This window comes from Neptuniibacter sp. QD57_21 (genome assembly GCF_047778075.1).
Lineage (GTDB): Bacteria > Pseudomonadota > Gammaproteobacteria > Pseudomonadales > Balneatricaceae > Neptuniibacter.
On the sequence record NZ_CP180549.1, the window covers coordinates 2,742,397 to 2,763,183 of the forward strand.

Annotated in this window: 20 protein-coding genes; 8 read left to right on the top strand and 12 right to left on the bottom strand. The window is 42.1% G+C overall.

The genetic code is table 11. The features are described 5' to 3' along the window. Positions 1-30: 30 nt before the first annotated feature. Positions 31-948: a substrate-binding periplasmic protein gene (locus ACMXYS_RS12305; protein WP_415896683.1), complete on the bottom strand. Its 918-nt coding sequence runs from the start codon at positions 946-948 to the stop codon at positions 31-33. Positions 949-1,097: 149 nt separating this feature from the next. Further along, entirely contained in the window at positions 1,098-2,837 is a 1,740-nt protein-coding gene (locus ACMXYS_RS12310; protein WP_415896684.1) for a hypothetical protein, read from the bottom strand. 168 nt (positions 2,838-3,005) lie between these two features. On the opposite strand from ACMXYS_RS12310, the gene ACMXYS_RS12315 reads away from it, so the two are divergent. Together ACMXYS_RS12315 and ACMXYS_RS12320 are read left to right on the top strand one after the other, a co-directional pair. Further along, the gene (locus ACMXYS_RS12315; RefSeq protein WP_415896685.1) at positions 3,006-3,707 is read left to right on the top strand and encodes a VWA domain-containing protein; all 702 of its coding nucleotides are present in this window, start codon (positions 3,006-3,008) and stop codon (positions 3,705-3,707) included. Positions 3,708-3,802: 95 nt separating this feature from the next. Then, entirely contained in the window at positions 3,803-4,489 is a 687-nt protein-coding gene (locus ACMXYS_RS12320) for a DnaJ domain-containing protein (RefSeq protein WP_415896686.1), read from the top strand. Here ACMXYS_RS12320 and ACMXYS_RS12325 read toward each other — a convergent pair. Beyond that, the gene (locus ACMXYS_RS12325; protein ID WP_415896687.1) at positions 4,479-5,486 is read right to left on the bottom strand and encodes a hypothetical protein; all 1,008 of its coding nucleotides are present in this window, start codon (positions 5,484-5,486) and stop codon (positions 4,479-4,481) included. The two genes, ACMXYS_RS12320 and ACMXYS_RS12325, sit on opposite strands and share 11 nt — an antisense overlap. Before the next feature lie 64 nt (positions 5,487-5,550). On the opposite strand from ACMXYS_RS12325, the gene ACMXYS_RS12330 reads away from it, so the two are divergent. Continuing rightward, positions 5,551-6,144, top strand: coding sequence for a TetR/AcrR family transcriptional regulator (locus tag ACMXYS_RS12330; protein WP_415881913.1), 594 nt, complete (start codon positions 5,551-5,553; stop codon positions 6,142-6,144). Between the two features lie 66 nt (positions 6,145-6,210). Here the strand turns inward: ACMXYS_RS12330 and ACMXYS_RS12335 are convergent, their stop codons facing one another. Then, on the bottom strand, positions 6,211-7,023 hold the full coding sequence (locus ACMXYS_RS12335) for a formylglycine-generating enzyme family protein (RefSeq protein ID WP_415896688.1): 813 nt from the start codon (positions 7,021-7,023) through the stop codon (positions 6,211-6,213). Between the two features lie 408 nt (positions 7,024-7,431). On the opposite strand from ACMXYS_RS12335, the gene ACMXYS_RS12340 reads away from it, so the two are divergent. The 4 genes from ACMXYS_RS12340 to ACMXYS_RS12355 all read left to right on the top strand — a co-directional run bounded on the left by ACMXYS_RS12340 (position 7,432) and on the right by ACMXYS_RS12355 (position 11,235). Beyond that, on the top strand, positions 7,432-7,761 hold the full coding sequence (locus ACMXYS_RS12340) for a hypothetical protein (protein WP_415896689.1): 330 nt from the start codon (positions 7,432-7,434) through the stop codon (positions 7,759-7,761). A gap of 264 nt (positions 7,762-8,025) precedes the next feature. Next, complete coding sequence (locus ACMXYS_RS12345; protein WP_415896690.1) at positions 8,026-9,435, top strand: ATP-binding protein; 1,410 nt, start codon at positions 8,026-8,028, stop codon at positions 9,433-9,435. Continuing rightward, positions 9,428-9,919 carry a hypothetical protein gene (locus ACMXYS_RS12350; protein WP_415896691.1) on the top strand — a complete coding sequence of 164 codons (492 nt, stop codon included), beginning with the start codon at positions 9,428-9,430 and terminating at the stop codon, positions 9,917-9,919. Before ACMXYS_RS12345 ends, ACMXYS_RS12350 begins: the two co-directional genes overlap by 8 nt. Next, a complete protein-coding gene (locus ACMXYS_RS12355; RefSeq protein WP_415896692.1) occupies positions 9,916-11,235 on the top strand; it encodes a sigma 54-interacting transcriptional regulator in 1,320 nt (439 codons plus the stop codon). Before ACMXYS_RS12350 ends, ACMXYS_RS12355 begins: the two co-directional genes overlap by 4 nt. A 30-nt stretch (positions 11,236-11,265) precedes the next feature. Here ACMXYS_RS12355 and ACMXYS_RS12360 read toward each other — a convergent pair whose 3' ends face one another. Further along, entirely contained in the window at positions 11,266-11,916 is a 651-nt protein-coding gene (locus ACMXYS_RS12360; RefSeq protein WP_415896693.1) for a class I SAM-dependent methyltransferase, read from the bottom strand. Between the two features lie 320 nt (positions 11,917-12,236). On the opposite strand from ACMXYS_RS12360, the gene ACMXYS_RS12365 reads away from it, so the two are divergent. Beyond that, the gene (locus ACMXYS_RS12365) at positions 12,237-12,947 is read left to right on the top strand and encodes a hypothetical protein (protein WP_415896694.1); all 711 of its coding nucleotides are present in this window, start codon (positions 12,237-12,239) and stop codon (positions 12,945-12,947) included. 100 nt (positions 12,948-13,047) lie between these two features. Here the strand turns inward: ACMXYS_RS12365 and ACMXYS_RS12370 are convergent, their stop codons facing one another. From ACMXYS_RS12370 to ACMXYS_RS12400, 7 genes are all read right to left on the bottom strand, one after another. Further along, positions 13,048-13,410 (bottom strand): DUF3833 family protein, encoded by a 363-nt coding sequence (locus ACMXYS_RS12370; RefSeq protein ID WP_415896695.1) that lies wholly within the window; start codon positions 13,408-13,410, stop codon positions 13,048-13,050. Between the two features lie 58 nt (positions 13,411-13,468). Then, positions 13,469-15,559, bottom strand: a complete 2,091-nt coding sequence (locus ACMXYS_RS12375; RefSeq protein WP_415896696.1) for a putative bifunctional diguanylate cyclase/phosphodiesterase — start codon at positions 15,557-15,559, stop codon at positions 13,469-13,471. Further along, a complete protein-coding gene (locus ACMXYS_RS12380) occupies positions 15,559-16,128 on the bottom strand; it encodes a YfiR family protein (RefSeq protein ID WP_415896697.1) in 570 nt (189 codons plus the stop codon). Before ACMXYS_RS12380 ends, ACMXYS_RS12375 begins: the two co-directional genes overlap by 1 nt. A gap of 1 nt (position 16,129) precedes the next feature. Beyond that, on the bottom strand, positions 16,130-18,145 hold the full coding sequence (locus ACMXYS_RS12385) for a TonB-dependent receptor plug domain-containing protein (protein WP_415896698.1): 2,016 nt from the start codon (positions 18,143-18,145) through the stop codon (positions 16,130-16,132). Between the two features lie 253 nt (positions 18,146-18,398). Next, positions 18,399-19,199, bottom strand: coding sequence for a replication protein P (locus ACMXYS_RS12390; RefSeq protein WP_415885397.1), 801 nt, complete (start codon positions 19,197-19,199; stop codon positions 18,399-18,401). Further along, positions 19,117-20,154 carry a DnaT-like ssDNA-binding domain-containing protein gene (locus ACMXYS_RS12395; protein WP_415881959.1) on the bottom strand — a complete coding sequence of 346 codons (1,038 nt, stop codon included), beginning with the start codon at positions 20,152-20,154 and terminating at the stop codon, positions 19,117-19,119. Before ACMXYS_RS12395 ends, ACMXYS_RS12390 begins: the two co-directional genes overlap by 83 nt. A 102-nt stretch (positions 20,155-20,256) precedes the next feature. Beyond that, positions 20,257-20,664 carry a CBS domain-containing protein gene (locus tag ACMXYS_RS12400; protein WP_415881960.1) on the bottom strand — a complete coding sequence of 136 codons (408 nt, stop codon included), beginning with the start codon at positions 20,662-20,664 and terminating at the stop codon, positions 20,257-20,259. Positions 20,665-20,787: the final 123 nt, after the last annotated feature.

The window sequence follows — 20,787 nt, forward strand, 5'->3', positions numbered from 1 at the left end:
TATCGAAATTCAGGCACTTTTCCCGACAACTTATTCTGCCGGAGCTCTAAGGTCATCCGGCCTTACCCAATAACGGCTATTAGTGATCGGCGTATCTCTAGGAAGTAAGGGATTACTTATCGCTATGAATTTTTTTTCACCCCACTGAGTTAATGGAAATAACTTCGACGTGATTGGATGATTCTCTAGTAGCTGGTCAAACTCTCCTGAATCAATGGCCCTTTCCAGCCCTAACTCCAATCGTTTCGCCAATTTGGTATTACCTTTACGGACAAAGAAATACATGGGGAATGGGTAATAAATGATCGTGTCAGAAAACAAACGTAGGTTTGGGTATTTATCACGACGTGCTGTAAATTCTGGGCCTCCCTCATGAATTCCCCTAGGAAAAAAATCACAGCGACCTGCTGCCAACTGTCCGAACATCAGTTCATAGATAGGCCCTCTCCTGACATTAATACCGGCACTTTCCAAAATATCTGAATCGGGCCAATGTCTGCCTTGGCAAGCTGTATACTTTCTCAAATCCTCTAGTTTTTTTATTTTTTGGAAGTTAGATTTGGAATCTTTTCGAATGATACTAAGTCGATAACCTAACAACCCCTTCAACAGGGGAATTCGAATCGCTGTAAATTCTTCTTCTCGATCAATAGAGGTCCCCGCCCAATATACATCTATGATTTCTCCCCTTTTTAATTCATAAAAAGCTCGACCTTGCTCCATTCTCACTACATGTGCCACCTTGCTTTGGCCGTACTCAGAAGAAGTGTTATCCAGCATCAATTGCAGCAAGGAAACAAAATAATTATGGCTGACATCAAAATCAGATTGAGGTGGAATTGTACGTAATTCTGTGGACGCAAAGCTTGCGGAGTAATATAGAATTCCAATGGAAAGAGTAGCGAAAATTAGAATTTGACTTAATAACTTTTGTAGAGATACCCGCATCCTACATAACTCTCTCAAAAATCAACTCAGTAAAACCCAAAGGTTTCACTTTAATAGTTTAAAACTAAGTCTAGCTGGATAAATAAAAAAAGCCGCTTAGTAGAAACTAATAAGCGGCTTTTAGTTAGATTAAAGCTAAAGGTTTGAAGTTACTTTTGAGAAGGTGCTTTAATATCCATCTCAGTATTCAATTCAATACCTTGAGACTGAAGGTTCAACGCCAATTTAACTTTCATATCCATATTTTTAAGCGTTTCCATCTGCTCAGTTAGTTCTGGGTCAGCAGCCATTTCCATAACCGGTAGAAGCGGCGTAAGCATCTTTTTATAGTCCATTGAGAAATTCAACAAGCCATTACCCGAGATCTGTTCTGAACCCAATGTATCTGCCAGAGCCTGACCTCTTTCTCCTGCAAAGATAACCAAGTGCTGACCTTTCAACGCTAGCATAGGCTTCACGTTTACTTCAGGAGGCATCGGTACCATCGTAGATAGATCAATCGCTGAACCATCTTCTGGTAGCTGGATAGCCGCTAGAGGCGGAGCAAATGACTTCGCCATATCAAACAGCACTTTTGGATTATCAGCAGAGAGAGAAACAATACCCTGTAACGACTCTAGCTCTGGCGCAAAACCTTCTGTCTTCAAGCTGAAGTCCTGAATAGCAGCACCGATACCTTTGACACCTTGAGCCATACCCGTAAACATCGCTAAAGCTGCTGGGTTAGCCTGTTGAACACCCGCTTGCATCTCAGCTAATGGCGCACATTTGTAGGTAGGTTCTAGCATGTTGCTCCAAATAGAAGACAAACCAGTACCTAGCTTGTTGGCATCAAGACCTACACCCAAACCAAATACCTGTGCATCGTTTAGGTATGATGGGATATAACCTTGAAGAGAAGCTAACGCATCCATCACGACTTTATTCTTGCTTTCAATAACAGTTGAAACACGCATAAAGCTGCGTTCTGGTGTAATTTGAATATCATCAGCGCTACGAGCACCGATTACAGTACGTGGCCAATTAGCCGCAATAGCAGCTATTTCAGACTGACATTCAGGATTACGCACATCAGCCAAACCGTCAGGATCGCCTGACGCAGTCATGGCTTGAGTCAACATGCTAGCCAATGTATTACCGTTTTCAGTGGTAAAGGCTGTCACTAGCTGCTGATGATCGATATAAGAGATATAGTTCTTAACAAAGCCGTGTTGCGTTGCAATCTGCTCGACTGTACCAGCCTGTTGAAGCGACTTTGCAGGCTCTGCTTGAGCTAAAGCAATATCAATTGTATTAGCATCATTTACATGCGTATTGATGGTCCAAGTAGCCCAACCATCTTCAAAGGCGACAAGTACTTCGAACTTCTCGCCCTTTTCATTATTTTCTAACGTATAAGCACGGTATTGTAGATCGCCAGAACTGCGCAGTTCATGTTTAAAACCACTGTCTTGCTCTGCTTTGTCTAACGCAGCCCATAAGCCTTGGGCATCTGTTACTTCATAGCGAATGACTGGAATGAAACCCACTGCGTAGACATACATTCTTAATTCATCTGGTAAACCAAATGTTTTTTGAAATTCAGCAGGCGAGCCTGCGGCGTCAAAATAAGCTTTGATAATGCTAGTGAAGAAACGTTTTTTCGGATCAGTTTCATCATCTAATGCATCTAGCAGTTCTTGAGGTGCTTTTGCCTGAAGAGAGCTCGTGGACTGAAGGTAGTTTTTAAGTGGAAACGGTTCTAGCTGACCAGAGAAGAAAACCGTGTCGGCAGGCACATATGCCAATGGGGATTTAGATGTGGCAGTAATACCACCATCTTGTTGGGTTAGGATGTAGCCAACTGCACCGGCTGCTACAACTGCACCGGCTATAATGACATTACGCACCTTACAAAACTCCTTTTATAAATTTATCTAGATCTTAACTGAACTGATTCAAACTGTCGTTAGTCACAGAAGAAAATAGGAATAATTCTTACTAAGGATTAGATCAAGCTAATCATATAGCCAGTTTTTGGCTTGAATGTATTATTTAACCGTAAAATCGGCATGCATATGAAGAAAGATAAAGACCTAACAACACTCTCTTCTAGAAAAGAACTGGATAAATTTATTCAGCTCGCCAACGAACTCGTACCTGCCAATGCTAACGCTCAGGGTCGTATTTTGTTTGCATTAGATGCAACAGCCAGCCGCCAAGCCACATGGGATCATGCCTGCCATCTGCAAAATCAGATGTTTTCAGCCACCAGCGAAGTCGGAAACCTTACCGTTATGCTTTGTTACTTTCGGGGTTATCAAGAGTTCCAGCATAGTAAATGGCTTAACCAGCCTACTCAGCTTAGACAGATTATGGAGAAAGTCTCTTGTGCTGCTGGTCATACCCAAATACAGAAGGTACTTCAGTTAGGTATAAACGAAACTCGAAAACAAGAGGTCAAAGCTATCATCTATATCGGTGATAGCCAGGAGGAAAGTACCGACAAGCTAACTTCTCTCGCAGGCCAACTTGGGTTGCTTAAAACCCCAGTTTTCATTTTCCAGGAAGGTTCTGACTGTCGAGCAAGGCAGGCTTTCACTGCCATCGCTCAGCTATCAGGCGGTGCTTATCACCACTTCGATCATCATAGCTCTGAATTGTTAAAGCAACTTTTAATTGCCGTTGCGATTTATGCCAGCCAAGGTAAACCAGCATTTCAACACTATATTGAAAATAAAGGGCAAGCAGCCAAACATCTACTGGAACAGTTACGGTAAAATAAACAACTTAGTTATTACGATTTTTTAGGCATCAGTAAAGGTAAATTGTGAATCCAATTAGTTTAGTAGTTTTAGCCGGATTAGGTTTTCTGGTGTTCTTTTGGCTGAAGACACTTACACCAGCAAAGCGAACGCGCGCAATCATCGCTATTGTTTTAGTCATCATCTCTTTATTTGTGCTGTTAATGGCTCTGACCGGTAGGCTTCATTGGATTGCAGCCGTAGCAGCGGGCTTACTCCCTTTTGCACGCAGACTTTATCCACTCTTTATTCGTTTCCTTCCTTTCTTTAATTATTTGTATAAAAAACGTCAGAACCAAGCAAGCTCGGGCAACGTTTCGAAAGTGGAAACAAAGATTCTGTCGATGCGTTTAGATCATGATTCTGGCGTGATGTATGGCACGGTAAAACAAGGACCACTACAGGGTAGAGAACTGGGGGAGTTAAGCGAACAAGAATTTATTCAATTACTTCAGTACTGTCGTCAACATGATGGGGAATCTACACGCTTATTAACAACGTATTTAGATAAGCGTTTTGGCGATAGTTGGCGCGAAGACGATATCCCGAATAACGATAGTGCTAACAATCACTCTCATCATGGGACGATGAGCCGCCAAGAAGCATTCGATATTTTAGGTATTTCACCTAATAGCAGTAAGGAAGAAATTATCGCCGCACATCGTAAATTGATGCAGAAAATGCACCCAGACCGCGGCGGTAGCGATTATCTTGCAGCACAGATAAATCAGGCCAAAGATGTTCTGATTAACGATTAAATTTTCGATAGAGACGTTCGGGGCCGGCTCTTTCTAATCGGAACCCCGAATGTCCAAACGTAGGACTATATCCCTTTAACAACAAACCGCCCTTTTTATCTTTCTCAAATATTAGAATTTCATTATCTTCGCGACCGTCAATATCCACAAAATGAATAACAACTCGGCCATTTTTCATCAATTGCCAGGACCCCGTTTGAACGATTAACGGCTGACGATTACGATAATCTTGAGTTAAAACCGCTTGCTGATCGCTCGATAACTCTAAAGAGATATAACGCCCTTGTGACCTTAATCCAGGTAGCTCGACCCCATATAAGCCAGGTAGTGTTCTGAGATCCAACTTTCCTTGCCTAGCACAGCCTTCAAAGACAGTACCATTCAACACCATTTGAGCGGTATATTCGTATTCAATTCCATAACGATCTTTACATTGTAACTGATCGACTTTTAATGTCAGGCTGTGACGTTTTATACCCTTTAACTCGCTATCCCACTCGATACTGCTGCCTAATTGAATAGGGTCGTTTAACGGGAAAATAAGCTTTTTCAGGCGATCAAACCTTTTAACATGTATGCCATCATCGCGGACATCCGCTATCCATAAGGGACGGTCACCTGCAGCACGGTATTCATTGCCTGATAGTTCATAATTACAGGTTGATTGATTACCACCTATCAGATGTACCTGATAAACCTCCCACGGCTCGCCAGGCGCTATATGTGATCCACTCATCTCTGCATAAAAAGCAGGCTCCATGGAATTATCCAATTTCCGCTCTAATCGACCGGTATGATCATTAATCAACTCGCGTTTATTAACATAACATGGCTTAAAACTGAGCCCTTGATCAGTTATGTTCACTACACCACGTCGGAACAACGGACCTTCCTCAGAACTAAATTCTGAAGGCTTTTTCTGACAAGCCGTTAGCGTAGCGACCGTAAAAAAAACTGCAAAAAAAGGGAGAAATGAGAAGTATTTACCGGTTATCATATTAACTATTGCTAGATGCGGTTTGAATAATGATAATAAGACAATAGAACAAGGAGGGCAAAATATGGCTAGGCCAGCAGAGTTTGATCGTACTGATGTCTTAGAGAAAGCAATGAATGTTTTCTGGAGAACAGGTTACAGCGCTACATCAGTAACCGATCTCGTGAATGCGACCAAACTAAAACCGGGATCACTATACGGTGCATTTCAAAGCAAACGTGGTTTGTTTTTAGAAGTTATAGATACCTATGCTGCGCGCAGTCTAAATCGCGTTTCTAGCGTGATGGAAGATGCTGAAACACCGCTGAAGGGAATCGAACAATTTTTTAAATGCTTCTGTGACGATCTAGTACATGACCGTCTTGGCAAAGGCTGCCTGATGGTCAATACCATGCTAGAACTTGCTACAGAAGATGATGAGATCAGAGAACGTGTAGGAGGCTACCTAAGTCAGGTTGAGACCTACTTTACCAATGCCCTGACTCAAGCTCAGGAACAAGGTTTGCTGGATAAACAACAGTCTCCTGAAGATCTCGCAACATACCTAATGACAAATATTTGGGGGCTTCGCGTTTTAAGTAGCAAGCGTCCAGACCAGTCTAAATATGATGCAGTCATCACAAATATGCTAAAGGCACTTCACAGCCCGTGCCATTAGTACTGGCTTGCAATTAAATATAAAAGCACCGATTAATGGTGCTTTTTTATTTGTATAAACCTACGCTTATTTCACATCATAAGCACAACGAAAACCGATCGATCCATAAACGCTTCTGCCACTTACCGGCAGTTTCACATTTCGGAATGAACTACGCAAATAAGCTTTATTCTCATCCCAAGAGCCACCACGAACCACCCGTTGACGTCCCTGATCTGGACCAATCAGATCTCCATTCGCATAGCGTTCAAGGCCGTTTTTAGCGTACCAGTTCATCGTCCATTCACCGGCATTACCATGCATATCATGTAAGCCATAAGCGTTTTCAGCATGACTACCTATTGACCAAGTACGATCTTCACCGCAACCATCAGGTTCATTAGGGACCGATCCCATTGTTTTTCCGTCATCAAGAATGGCTTGTTTACAACTTACTTCTTGACCCCACGGGTAGCGCGTAAGCGTATTGGCCCGCGCTGCTTTTTCCCATTCTGCTTCAAAAGGTAAACGGCCGCCTTTAGCTCGACAGAAATCTAAAGCCTGCTGCCAATCTACACAGTTAATCGGGTGATTACCTCGCCCCTCTGCACCCAAATTACAATACTGGTTTCGTTTATGGTCTTTTGGCCGTTGGCAATTCCCTGCCTCAATACATACTTGATACTCAGCAACTGTTACTTCATGTTTATCAATCAAGAAAGCTGGCACGTCAACAGCTATGCCCCCTGGGATACCTTCATCACTTTCACAGTCATTATCTCCCTGTGAACAACCCATCTGAAACTTACCTGCATCAATCTGGATTTTACTGGATTCGGCGAATACACCAGAAGTAAAACCACTGAGCAACAATGCTACACAACACACGCTCTTATTCATGCCCTTTCCCCTGCTTATATACATTCTTATCTTTATCAAGCGACAAAGGTATCTAACCTTCTAAAGGTAGAGCAGAAACTCGTCAGATAGTTTCAACAAGAGCAGAGTTATTTTCTCCGTCATAGTACTGACTACATGCTTTTTTCACTCACTGTCGCCAAAAAGAAACCACATAACCCTTTGATTTTATTGGGCTTGAACAATTAACAACCAGCCCACTGTCTCTTATTGGCGACAGTTATCACTCCTTTTCGGCCCCTTTTTTAACTGCCAAAATACAAAACCCAGAATAAATATTATAACTATCTGTTTTATATGGACTTTTAAAAAGTGGCACACCACTTGATATATCCCTAGCGAATTTAAATTTTTTGTTATTACCCGATCTATTTCGTTAAGGAGAAAAATATGAAATCTGCAGCACTTACTCTAGCGTCCATGCTTTGTGTTTCTACAATTGCTTTTGCTGAAGAAACAAAACCTGCTGAAGTTGTTAAGGACGTTCAACCTGAAGTGATGACTCAAGAAGCGCCAAAGGCAATAAGCATTTTCGAAAAACTAGATGAAAACAAAGATGGCAAAGTTAGCCCTCAGGAAGCGCAGGTTTCTCCAGCGCTGGTAAAAGGCTTCAATAAAATTGATGCCAACAAAGATGGTTTTCTTAGCCCAGATGAGTTCTCTCAACTACAAGTTAAGGCGACAACGTCTTACGTAGCTTCTAAGAAGCTATTCGTTTAAAGGGTTCACTTGTTGGTATAAGACTAGCCCCACTGATTCCGAGACAGCCTCAGCTCAGTTAGTCGAGTACCAACAGGTAACAAGTTGATTCAGAGCATCCATGTCCACAACATAGCCGCCAGCTCTGTTTTAACATGGCCGGTGATCAGGATGATCCCGGCCACCCCTCCCCCTTAATCCGTCTATCCACAGATAATGGAGACTACCCAATTAAGGCAGAATTGATGGATAATACTCATACACTTGTTTAACTATGATTGTTTAATGGCCAAATCGACTCGCCAACCATGGCGACTCAGCTCATTGAAGCAGCTGGTACTTCTATCCTTTTTGGTTGTCGTGACACCTTTCGGCATCCTCATTTTTTACGCTACTGATGCTCTTGTGGAACAGTCGGCGCAAGGCCGTGTGCTCGCACAACAAGCTTTAGAGGTGACGCGCAGAGGCCAACAACTCGAACGATTAGCCGAAGATATCACCCGCTCTGCAAGACAATACCAAATTTTAGCTAAGCCTGAAATTCAAGAACGTTTAAATCAGTATTTGTCGGAATACAGACAAGCGCTGATAATCCATAGCTTCCTGCTTAATGAGCAGAAAAAAGCTAACGAGATCACTGAATTACTCGAAGGTATCGAACGCGCTCACCCTATTGAGGCTAATTCACTACTCAGCCTCACCCGTGTGGTTAACGAACAGATCGACTTAGTCTTAGATCAGCGCTTACAAGCGCTTAACGAAACTGCGCAAACAACACAGACTAAATTAAGTACCTTAGCGATTATTCTTCTCGGCTTAGAAGCCCTGTTAATCCTATTTTTCAGTTTTAAAATTATCCGTCCAGTTAACCGGATCGCCGCGCGGTTACAAGCATTAGGAACCGGCGAAGAATATATTGGTGCCAAAGTCGGCGGACCGGATGAGTTAGTCGAGTTAGATAGGCAGCTTGATTGGCTAACAGAACAATTAGCTGAAGTAGAAAACGAGAAACAGCGTTTTTTACGCCATATGTCTCACGAATTAAAAACGCCATTGACCACGCTGCGTGAAGGTTCTGACCTTCTAGCAGAACAGGTTATTGGCGAGCTTAATACCAGCCAGCTTGAAGTAGCTAATCTGCTGCAGACAAACTCACGTCAATTACAGTCTTTGATTGAACAACTATTGGACTACAGCCGACTAAATCAGAATGAACCGGTTAACTTCCATCAAGTACATATACTGCCGGTTATTAACGAAGCGATTGAGCCTTATAAGCTATTGCTCGAACAAAAGAAGATGCTGGTGCAGCTGCCACAAGAAGATAGCGAATGGTTTACTGACCGAGCAATGTTTATCCGTATTATCGGCAACCTGATATCAAACGCGGCCCTCTATGGAAGCTCTAGTGGCCGCTTACTGGTTAGCACCAACGTACAAGCAGACTATCTAGTTATAGAAGTGGGTAACGACGGCCCCATCATTCCAGATGAAGATATTCCACACCTATTTACACCGTTCTACCAAGGACAAAATCGACGCATTGGACCTGTTAAAGGCTCCGGTATCGGATTGAGTATTGTTAGAGATGCCGCTGACTCATTAGGTGCCCACGTCACATTACATAGCAATCAGGATAGCTTTGTCAGCTTCCGCGTCAGCCTGCCAGTTAAAGAGCTTAATACCCATGATTAAATACGCTCCACTCATCTTGTTAATGTTTCTACAAGGGTGTGAATTTGTACCGACAAAATCACCAATGCCTGAACCAGAAGTAACAGAGAAGCCAATCTGTCGTATCAATGAATCACGACTTGATCAGTTACAAGGCATTGAAAGCCGCTTTTTACAAAAGCCTGATCAGCGCAGCAGTATCATGCAGCGAGCTATTCGCAGTAAAGACAGCGCCCTATTAGCTCTACTTCTCTCAACACCGCTTTCTTCAACAGAGCAATTACAGCAAGCCAAACGTAATTTTTCTAAAATTGTGCTCTACCCTCATCCATCCTGCCCTGGGGATCGTTACCTAGATATTCGTAACCAGTTCGCAACCGCGTTGTTATGGATGCGAGCGGAGCAGGATAATTTGTTAGAAGAGAATCGAAACCTGCAAGTTAAAATCGATGCCCTCACTCAGATTGAAACCGATCTAAACAATGAGCGTGAGGTACAGGAATGACCCCTCGTGTTTTATTGGTAGATGATGACGCTTCTCTACTAAAACTACTTTCAATGCGCTTAGAGGCTAGCGGATTTAAAATCAGTTGCGCAGAGAGCGCTGAACAAGCACTTGAGATTCTCGATGATCAGATCGACCTGGTCATCACTGACCTTCGTATGGAAGGTATGGACGGCCTTGCCCTTTTCCAACAACTGCAACAACGCTATCCGCAGCTGCCAGTCATCATCATTACGGCTCATGGCTCAATCCCAGAAGCAGTAACGGCAACTCAACAAGGCGTTTTTGGCTTTCTCACCAAACCTATCGATAGAGACCAGCTGTTAGAAACAATTAATTCAGCCCTTGCGGGTACAAGTCGATCCGATAGTACATGGCGCAAAAATATTATCTGTCGCAGCCCAATTATGGAGAGCTTGCTTCAGGAAACAGAACAGATCGCAGGCTCCGATGTGAGTGTGCTCGTTACAGGCCCAAGCGGTAGTGGTAAAGAGCTATTAGCCAACGCTATCCATCAAGCAAGTCCACGCCATAAAAAACCGTTTATTGCGATTAACTGTGGTGCGCTACCAGAGCAACTTTTGGAGTCCGAACTGTTCGGTCACGCCAAAGGCGCATTCACTGGAGCTGTCAGCAAGCACGAAGGTCTTTTCCAAGCAGCCAACGGCGGAACTTTGTTTCTGGATGAGATTGGCGATATGCCGCTATCTCTTCAAGTTAAATTGTTACGCGTTCTACAGGAAAGACAAATCCGACCAGTGGGTTCTACCGACACAATTCCTGTCGATGTGCGTGTCATCTCTGCCACCCACCGCGATCTGGAAGTGGCAATGCAAGAGCAACAGTTCCGAGAGGATCTTTTCTACCGCCTTAATGTGGTGAATCTTCATTTACCACCGCTTGCTGAACGACCTGAAGATATTCCGCCATTGGCTCGCCACTTTGTTGAGCAAGCAGCAGCGAAGCATAACCCCAAGGTAAAGAATATCTCCTCAGATGCGCTTCAGGTTCTAGCTCAATCGGCTTGGCCCGGTAATGTCCGTCAATTAGAGAATGTTATCGAGAAGGTAACGGCTTTAAGCACTACGCCAGTCATATCTGATAGCGCCGTTAATCGAGCTTTGGTCAATCAGGATCAGGTGATCCAGAACTTTAACGACGCCCGCGCTGATTTTGAAAAGCGCTATCTCAGAAAGGTATTACAGATTACCGAAGGCAATGTTTCTCAAGCGGCAAAAATAGCGGGAAGAAATCGTACCGACCTCTACAAGCTATTGAAAAAACATGGTTTAGAAGCTGCGGATTACAAAGCTTAAACAGACAAAGAATGCTCTTTGATTAAGAGATTAAAGAGCATTCTTACGTGCGATGATAAACACTTCCATATCTTTATGGCCATAATGCCATTGGCTCTCAATGCTAAAGCCAGCGGCTTTAATCTCATCGGCCAATTCATCTTCTGTGATCACGAATAGATCGGGCATTAGCCCAAAACACTTCCCCACTGGCACAATCAGTTTAATAAAGCGCATGTAAGAACCACCCAAACAACCGGTACTACTCACAAAAACGCCACCGGGTTTTAAGATTCTAGCGACCTCTGCAATCACCGCTTGCCAGTTGGGAATCAAATGAATCACATTTAAGCCCAAAACCGCATCAACGCTTTCAGTCTCAGCATTGAAATCATGTAATGTCCCTCGATGAAAATCGACATTCCCTACACCTGCTTCTTGCGCTCTTTCTCGCCCAATTTCCAACATATTTTCGGAGATATCTATGGCATCAATATGACCAACAAATGGCGCATGATAGATAGCAGTCGTACCTGTACCACAGCCAAACTCAACCACACGCATATCAGCAGAAAAGTAACTTTGCGTTTCCTTTAATTTCTTTTGATACATCGCTTCATTGGGAACGGCTTTTTGCGAATACTTTGCAGCAACGCCATCCCAAAATTTGTCCGACTCTATTTTATTCACAGGCTTGTTCATCTATCCCTTTCCTTTGGGCTATTTTAAAAAGCGGCCTTCAAAATAACGTAGATGCCCGACCATGTAAAAAGTCAGTAATTTCTGGTTTAACCCTCAAAGGTTTGATTGCGCCGAAGAAATCCTCCAATTCCTACAAACTTCAAAATTCTCAACTATATTTTATTACTGAATCCACATAGAGGCAGTTAGCGACTTAATTCAGTTTCAGCCTTTATCTGGTCAGTAGTCATATCGAATAGATAGGTATGTATATGCGAGTTAAAACGTGTTTATTAATCTGCACATTAAGCCTTCCAGCCTTAGCACAAGATGATATAAACATGGACACGGTTGAGGGTGAAAAATTCGATTCCGATTCAGTGCATTTATTGACGATGCCCTACCCTCCTTATACGGAAATAGTTGATGGCAAAATAACCGGAACGTCAGTAGAGAATATCCGTTGTGCTTTTGAAGCGATGCCCGAAAAGGTTGCAATACACGCAAGGCCTTTCAATCGAGCAAAACTGCTTACAAAACAAGGTAAAGCAGACGGTTTCTTTTCAGCATCCCATAAAAAAAGCCGCGATAGTTATGCAACCCATTCAGGTGCTATAGAAACCCAGAACTGGACGTTCTTCCAACTCAAAGATTCACCTCTAGATCCTGAATCTGAAGAATTTAAACAGAACGCTGTGACCACCAGCTTTTTGGGATCAAACATGCACAGCTGGCTGCAAAGCAATGGCTATAAAGTTACCGGAAACCCGCCGACGAATAGTGAACAACTGCTGTCCATGCTTATACATAAACGTATAGATGCGTTTTTGATGAATGAGCAAGCGATGGATCATGCGATGACTGACAAACAGAGAGCGATGACCAAAAGGAAAGTAATTCACAGCCACAATTTAGGTGTCTATTTTGGCCATCATTTCCTAAGACACAATCCGGGCTTTTTAGAACGATTTAATAGTGCCTTAGCTGTGTGTACAGAAGGGAAATTTACTCACCGTTCAGAAGAAATTTCACCTGCGTACCTTAAAAAGTAGAACTGTATTGGTAACTGGATTATTGCAATAAATTCCATAAGTATCGGGGCAAGCATTATGTAATCGCCCCGGTACCTTCAACGTAAAAACCTACATCAACCTATTTTTTAACAATCGTTAGCAGCACCTGCCCAACCGAAATACCAAATTTCTTCATCTTTGACTCGTTCACAATTACTGACGGTGATACCAGATACATTCTGTCATCTATGGTCAGATCGATAGTGCCATCTTTATAAGGCGCTCTAAGAACATATTGCATAAACAACGCATTGCCACTGACCAGCGCGTTTGCAGGCACAACCACATCATTCGCTTCGGCAATGTAGTTTCCCGAACCATCAGGTGTCAGCGTCCAAACCCGGCGTTGTTTTTCACCATCATCAAAAATGAAGTTTTCTTCCAGTACTCCAACACCCTCTTGCCAATAAGCTTTAATATCGGCATTAAAATGGCGAATCACTTCTGGTAAGACCCCAAAATTCTAGACATTTCCCTAGTAAAGAACTCAGAGCTTTTAACTAATGACTTAAGGATGAAATACTGCTCTTGTTTGTAAAGTAAGCTTGTTCAAATGCTTGGATATCTATAGGTTTAGAAAAAAGATATCCCTGAAAAAGTCCGCATCCATTTTCAAGTAGAAAATCGTATTCGTCCTTGTGCTCGACACCTTCTGCTAATACCTTCAGGCCAAGATTTTTTGTCATTAAGATAATAGTTTTAACGACCGCTGCATCGTTATCATCACTATGAAGTTGACGCACAAAAGATTGGTCTATTTTTAATTTTGATATAGGCAATGTCGTCAGATATTGAAGAGAAGAATACCCCGTACCAAAATCATCTATTGAAAAAGTTAATCCTAGATCCCGCAGTTCAGCCATTTTTGCAACCGCTTTGTTTTTATCATCTAGAATAATGCTTTCTGTTATTTCTATTTCTAGTGTTCCTGGCATGACATTATAAAGCGCCAGTGTATTTTTAACGTATTCTGAGAATGTTATATCTAAGAACTGATTCGAACTAACGTTAATAGCCACTGTGAATGTATTCCCTTGTTTTTGCCAAAGCGCTAATTGCTTACAGGCAGAGTCGATAATCCAATTACCTAAAGGAACAATAAGTCCAGTTTTCTCTGCTAGTGGAATGAAAACGCCTGGAGGAACCAAGCCCCGTAAAGGATGATGCCAACGTATTAAAGCTTCGGCACCTACACATTCACCGTTTTCATTCACCTGAGCCTGATAGAATAGCTCAAAATTATCTTGTGGTTCTTTCAACGCCTCTCTTAATTCTTCTTCTAAATTCAGACGGTTTATCGCATCTTCTTGCATCTCTTCGGAAAAGAAGTAACTACAGTTTCGCCCAGAATCCTTAGCCGCATACATAGCCATATCAGACTGTTTAAGCAGCTCTTGTGCTGATTCAGTTTGACTATTAAAGAGACTTATACCGATACTCGCTGAAGTATGAACAAAACGTTCGTTCACCTGCACAGCGCTGGTTAACACAGATCTAAGTTGTTCAGCAATCGATAAAGCGTGTTCTGCTGCTGAATGAGCACATTCACCTAGGTCTGGTAACACTGCAATAAATTCATCACCACCAATTCGGGCACATATATCACTTTCACGTAGGTCACGTCTGATACGATCAGCAACAGCCCATAATAATTTATCTCCAGAATCATGCCCTAAGGAATCATTAATCGTTTTAAAATTATCAAGATCAATATAGAAAACCGCACCATATTGCTTCGTTCTGTGAGCAGCTCTAATCTCGTGCTTTAATTGCTCGGCTAGCAATCTGCGATTTGGTAAACCTGTTAACGGATCATAAAACGCGTGCTTTTCAATCTCTTGATTCTTTTCGACTAACTGTTGGTCTCGTGACTCGATCTTGGCAACCATATTATTAAATTGAGACATGATGTCACCAAGCTCATCAGATCGATTCACATCCAACCTGACAGAATAATCTCCTCTATTTTGCACTGCTATCATTCTTTCTAAAATGGTATCTATGGGTCCTGAGATGCTTTGCTTAAACCTTTTCGCTACTCTTTGTAAAAGCAAGATCAAGATGCCTATAACCACTAACATAGACATTAAATACGATAATAATTGAGTCCAATAATCTTTCAGGGAGACCGTGATATATAAAGTGCCAATGGGTTGATTATTCAACTCAATTATTTGCCACAGATAGAAATACTGTAAAGAAAACCGATAAGTTAATTCATTTCTATGATCAGGTTTAGATGGACGAGTAAGTTTGTCAGGTAGTATAGCGTTTCGGGCCAGATAACTAGCAAATATTTTATTATCCTCGCCAACAACTAGTGCATATTCAATTTCTGGATTGTTTCTAAATGAGTTTAAAAATCGTTTAGCTGTAGCTTGGTCACCAAAACTAACTGATGCGGTCAAATGCTCCGCAACTAATTCAGACATTAAAGAAATACGGTCAACCAAACTCTGACGTGCAACCGACCACTCCAATGCCATGAAACAAACAGAAGCCACCAGCAGTACGGTAACACTGGTAATAAATACCATACGTTTGATTTTTTCGGCCAAGCTCAAAGATTGCTTTTTTAAGGAGAAAAACATTACTTTTCTCCTTTTATAACTGTAGAAATCTCAAGCAAAGAAGAAGAAATGCTAATGCCAGATTTTTTTACAGGTGATAAGTTAATGCGAAATGTATAACGATTGTCCAGCTTTACTAACTCAATCATACCGCCTATATCTGCAAAGCCATTCAATATACTAACAGTAAGGGTTGAAGAGAAAGTAGAGCGTCGTAATATCTGCTTTGTCTCAACGGCCGAAAGCTCAGTGACAAAAAGGATATGACATTGTTGAATACTATGTACTAATGAGTTTTGTTTTAAAAAAACAAATTTTACAGGTAGCTCACCTACTGTAGGCATCGACTTTATCGAAGACACAATAGGCTGGTACTCTTTGCCTCTGTATAAACAGAATAGAAACTCCTGATCTTGCCTATTTTCCCATATTGTAAATTGAGACACTTTCAATAAAAGAGCTAATTGCAACTCCTCTTCAGATAGAGCAAAGCTTTTAGAAGGCAATAGAAACACAGCCACAATGAGGCTTAAAGTAATCCATATTTTACTCTTAACTTCCCCAAACCACATTTTTACTGCAAACAACAAGTTAGAAATCCCAAACTACTGATAAAGTAGCTGAGCGGTCGATCTCGGCTGGCGCGGAAAAAGTTTCCCCAACTGATTCGATTGAATTACTGCCAAAAGCATTCTTTGCAGTCAGCGACAGCTCAATATCTTTCGAGGCTCTCCAAGCTAACCTGAAGTGCGAAGTAAGCGCATCATCTATACTTATACCTTCGAAAAGAGCAAAGTTACTTGGTACTGGCACCTCATCTATATAATAAAGCCATGCATCCAACGACCAAGCCTGATTAATATCCCAAGCTGAGTGCAATTTCACCATATTCTTAGCAAATGCTTCGTTTAATACACTTTCACTCAACGGATCCATACCATCCAAATCAGCAAGCATATCTACATCAACGTAACTATAACTGGCAGCTAACTGCCAATTTGCCATTGGCTGCCATACAGTTGAAAGCTCCATACCATAAGATTTTCCTGATAGCTTATTATCCATCTGGAAAACTATAGGATTAATCTGTTCAAATGAGAGATAGTTGTCATAGTCATTATAAAAAAATGACAAATCTACCGTATATTGGTTACTTGAAAAGTAACGGTAACCTAATTCATAGCTAGTAACTTTTTCAGAATCTATTTCGGGGTTTCCTTGTACCCATGTTGAAATCGGTACAGTAATACCTCCTTGTATAAGGCTTCCCCTTTCTGCAATAGATGGAGTCCTAACCGCACGAGAAATAGAAGCCCACGAAAAATGCCCCGGCGCAGGAGTGTAACCCAATCGAATATTCGGCTGAATTTCCCATCCTGTGTATTCATGGTTTTCAAATTTTGATCCTAAAGTAAGGGATAACTTATTCGGAACAAGCGAATATTCATCCTGAATAAAAGCACTAAAGAGATCAAGATTAACTTCTGAAGGTAAAACTCCCACTGCGTAAGAATTTGTATAATCAGCATCTATATTCCGGTACCCCACGCCCATGATTACATTATGCTTCCCCCAAACAGGCAAAGTGAGTTGATAATCTAAATCAAACGTGGTCACCTCTTGTGCCAAAAATAGCTCTTCGCGTTCATAGTTATCTATGAAAATCTGAAACTGACTTTGCCCACCCATTTCATGCTGATACTGCCACTGTCCGTTCAAGTACAATGCCTGCATATCTACTTCATCTTCTACATCCCTATTAGAAAAAACAGGTGGGGGAAGGTTTAAAACTGATAGTGTTTGCTTTTGCTTATTATCGTGATATCCACCAGATAGCTCCCATGAATGAACATCATCTGCTGATCCATCTAAGCGAAATGCAAAGCTTTTATCTTTACTAGCATCATGAGAATAACCCGAACTGCCAGACAGACTATTATCATCCCTGTTGGACATTTGGGCATTTATACGGAAAAATGCATCTTCGTTTACTTGGCCGCCAAAACGAGCACTAGCACTTCCCTCTATTTCATTTCCTATCGAGGCTTGGAAGCGCCCCCCTTGAGAATCTGATGAATGCTTAGTGATAATATTGATAATGCCATTAACAGCATTCGCACCCCATAAGGTTGCACCGGAACCCCTAATAACCTCGATCCTATCCACTTCATGTATTGGGATATTATGCTGCCCCCAATAAACCCCGGAAAATGTTGGGGTATATATACTTCGACCGTCTATTTGAACGAGAAGCTTATTCGAATAAATGCCAGAAAACCCTCTTGCACCAATCGACCATTTATTTCCGTCAATCGATCTCACTAAGAGCCCAGGTGCCATTGCTAAAGCTTCTGGTATATTAGTAACACCACGTCGACGTATATCTTCAGCGGTGATAACGTACACTGCAGCAGGAGCGGTATATAAATTTTCTTGTTTCTTAGAAACCGAAGTAACTTCTTGGTTTAAAAGATCCTCAAGAGAGGTTATTGACAAATTAGAAAGATCAGCTGCAAAAAGGTTTGAGGATAAAATAGAAATAAAACTAGCTAAACATACACCTGTTCCACTCATAAAAACCGGAACATTAGCCTTACGTAAATCCATTCGCCTTCCCCTAAAACGAAACATCTAAAGTAGCTTTAAGTGTAGCAGTTAAGCCTAATTTAAACATAAGAAAAACAAGATAATAATCTAGCGATAATGTTTTCAGCCCTTAGGTCCAAAGGCTAATTACTTTTCAAATAACTCTTATTAAAAAACAATAAAAAACTACAAAAATCAGTACGCTTTAGAACATTAATCAAACACAAAAAAGCAGTTCTAATGAACTGCTTTTTAAAGTCTGATCAGGGTTACTTTATTGATAATCATCTGGCAAGGTAATTCCCATCGCGTTTGCTTCTACTTGGGCTTGTTGCTGAAAGCGCTTACGCACCATCGTGCCTTTAGGTTTAGTCAGGTAGAACAGCCATTTACTAGCGATTTCAGGTTTCAGATTATGCTCTTCACCCCAGCTTTGGATAAACGCAAACAGCGTGTTATCACTTTTATCAGGTAAGGCTACTGCAACAGGTAGATCGAGTTGCTCTCCTGCTCGTACTCTCCGACTGATTACATCATAGTTGTAGCGAAAGTCTGGAAAAACATCGACTTCAGCTTCTGTGCGCAAACGAAACCAACCCGTTGCTTTACCGGCATGGTAGATCGCTGGATGGGTCCATTTGTGTGTCGAAGCTTTATCCGCATTTAGGCACGCTTCTTCATAAGCATGCTTCGTTGCGGGTAAACCATGATCCCCAGTTTGGGTACGAAGTACATCAAGAAACTCGGAAATCGTCGGCATCCATGCGCTGTGCTCTTTGCAATAATCAATTGCAGCCACCAGCTCGTGTTCGGTATAGCCACCAAGGCTAAGTGCCCATTCACGTTTTGCGATACGGATTTCGTCTTGGGTCTCAAAACAGCTCTTAAATTTATGGCCATAGATCGCCATAAAACGCGCAAATATCATATTAACCAGCGTTTTGACTTCGACTGTTAGCTCTCGCTGAGCAGTTTTTGTTCCCTGCTCTTGGTTACCAGTCGGTGTCCTTGATGTCCATGATTGCTGCGGTAACCCGTTGTCGTTTTTCGCGAGTATCTCTGCGGGGGTTTTCATGGCTGAAACCTTTGCCTTGTTGTTCGTTATTTATACGTTGTTGACGTCCATCCCTAGTTTGCTTGTTAATCCACTCCCTTTTTACCCAAGCTAGGAATTTCTGATCCCAGTTGGTTTCTTTACGGTCTTTATCTAACCAGTAAAGCACAAATTCATCCAAACATGTTTGTGCAAATTGTGGCGATATATTATGCCGCGGAAGCAACGCATAAAAATTGTCGGACGGCTGCCAATTCAGCTCCATTCCTTGAAGCTGTTTTTTACGCTGCTCTTGTTTATTAAAACACACTTGTAACTCATCAGAGCGGCCATTATTAACCTGCTGTGCTTTTCTCGCCCAACCTATGCTGCCACCAAAGGTCGGAGCAGGACCAGGGTTAGGGATATTCTGTGGCTGCACTGCTGGCGCTTGATCAGGATAGTACGGCGTATCCTTCATCTCTGGATACTGATCCTGTGGATAGCCTGATTGTGCAGGTTGAGTTTGTGGGTGATTTTGCTGGTTATAATTCGATTGTGCATAACTCGGCTCAGATTGCTCAACCTCTACAGGCAGTTCTTCAACCTGTGTCGGAATCGTTTCCATAACCGGTAACCGGCTTACAATCTCAACATCGCCTTCAGGCACTTCATCAAAGGTTACTTCAGAGACTTGCTCTTCAACAACAAAGCGGATTCTTACACGACCATCATTAGCGAATGCGGCATCAATGATGTTTGCACTGACTAATTCGCTGGTTAATTGAGCCAATCGCTCTTCGTCCCAAAACTCACCTAACGCAAGCCATTGTTCACGAGAAAATATAAGTTCTGGCGCTTGGTCTGTATCCGTTACATTTTGGAGACGTTCTACCCTTTGATGATAGAGCGTCAACAATACAGCCGCTTCAACACCTACCTCCTTGACTAAGGATGGGTATAGCAAGATAGGTGTTTCAGAAAAAACATAACTCATGAATATGTAATCTTACCTAAACAGATTTGGCATTTCGTTAACCGAATACCATAAACAAAAAAGCCGCAGTGATGAGCCGCGGCTTGTGACCATCAAACGTGATTAGCCATCCTGAGCAAAACGTTCTACTGCGCGTAATACATCCCGACGACTAATCTGGCCGATCAGTTTACCATCTTTTACTACTGGTAAACGACGACGTTTGTTATTAATAAATTCTTCCGCCACTTTTATGATGTCGGCATCATGATTAATGGTGTAAACCTCTTCCGACATGTAAGTACCGACAAGGCCACCCATCTCTTCTTCGTGGTAGGTTAAAGTCAGGATCGCTTTTAGACAGTCAACTTCTGACATTAAGCCAATGAGTTTGCCATTTTTATCGACTACAGGCGCGCCTGTGATTCGGTATTCGAGTAGCTGATTTATCGCATCAAAAAGATCGGTTTCAGGGGTAAAGGTGATTAAGTCTTCACACATGTAATCCTGAGCTTTTACGGATCTTAGCATTACCATTCCTCCATGGCCGGCAGCTTTAACAGGTCTGGAAACATCGACCTGCCAAACCACCCAAACAAGGTAAACCGGTGAATTTTCAACCGGGCTACCTCTATGTGTACACCTAACAGTGGC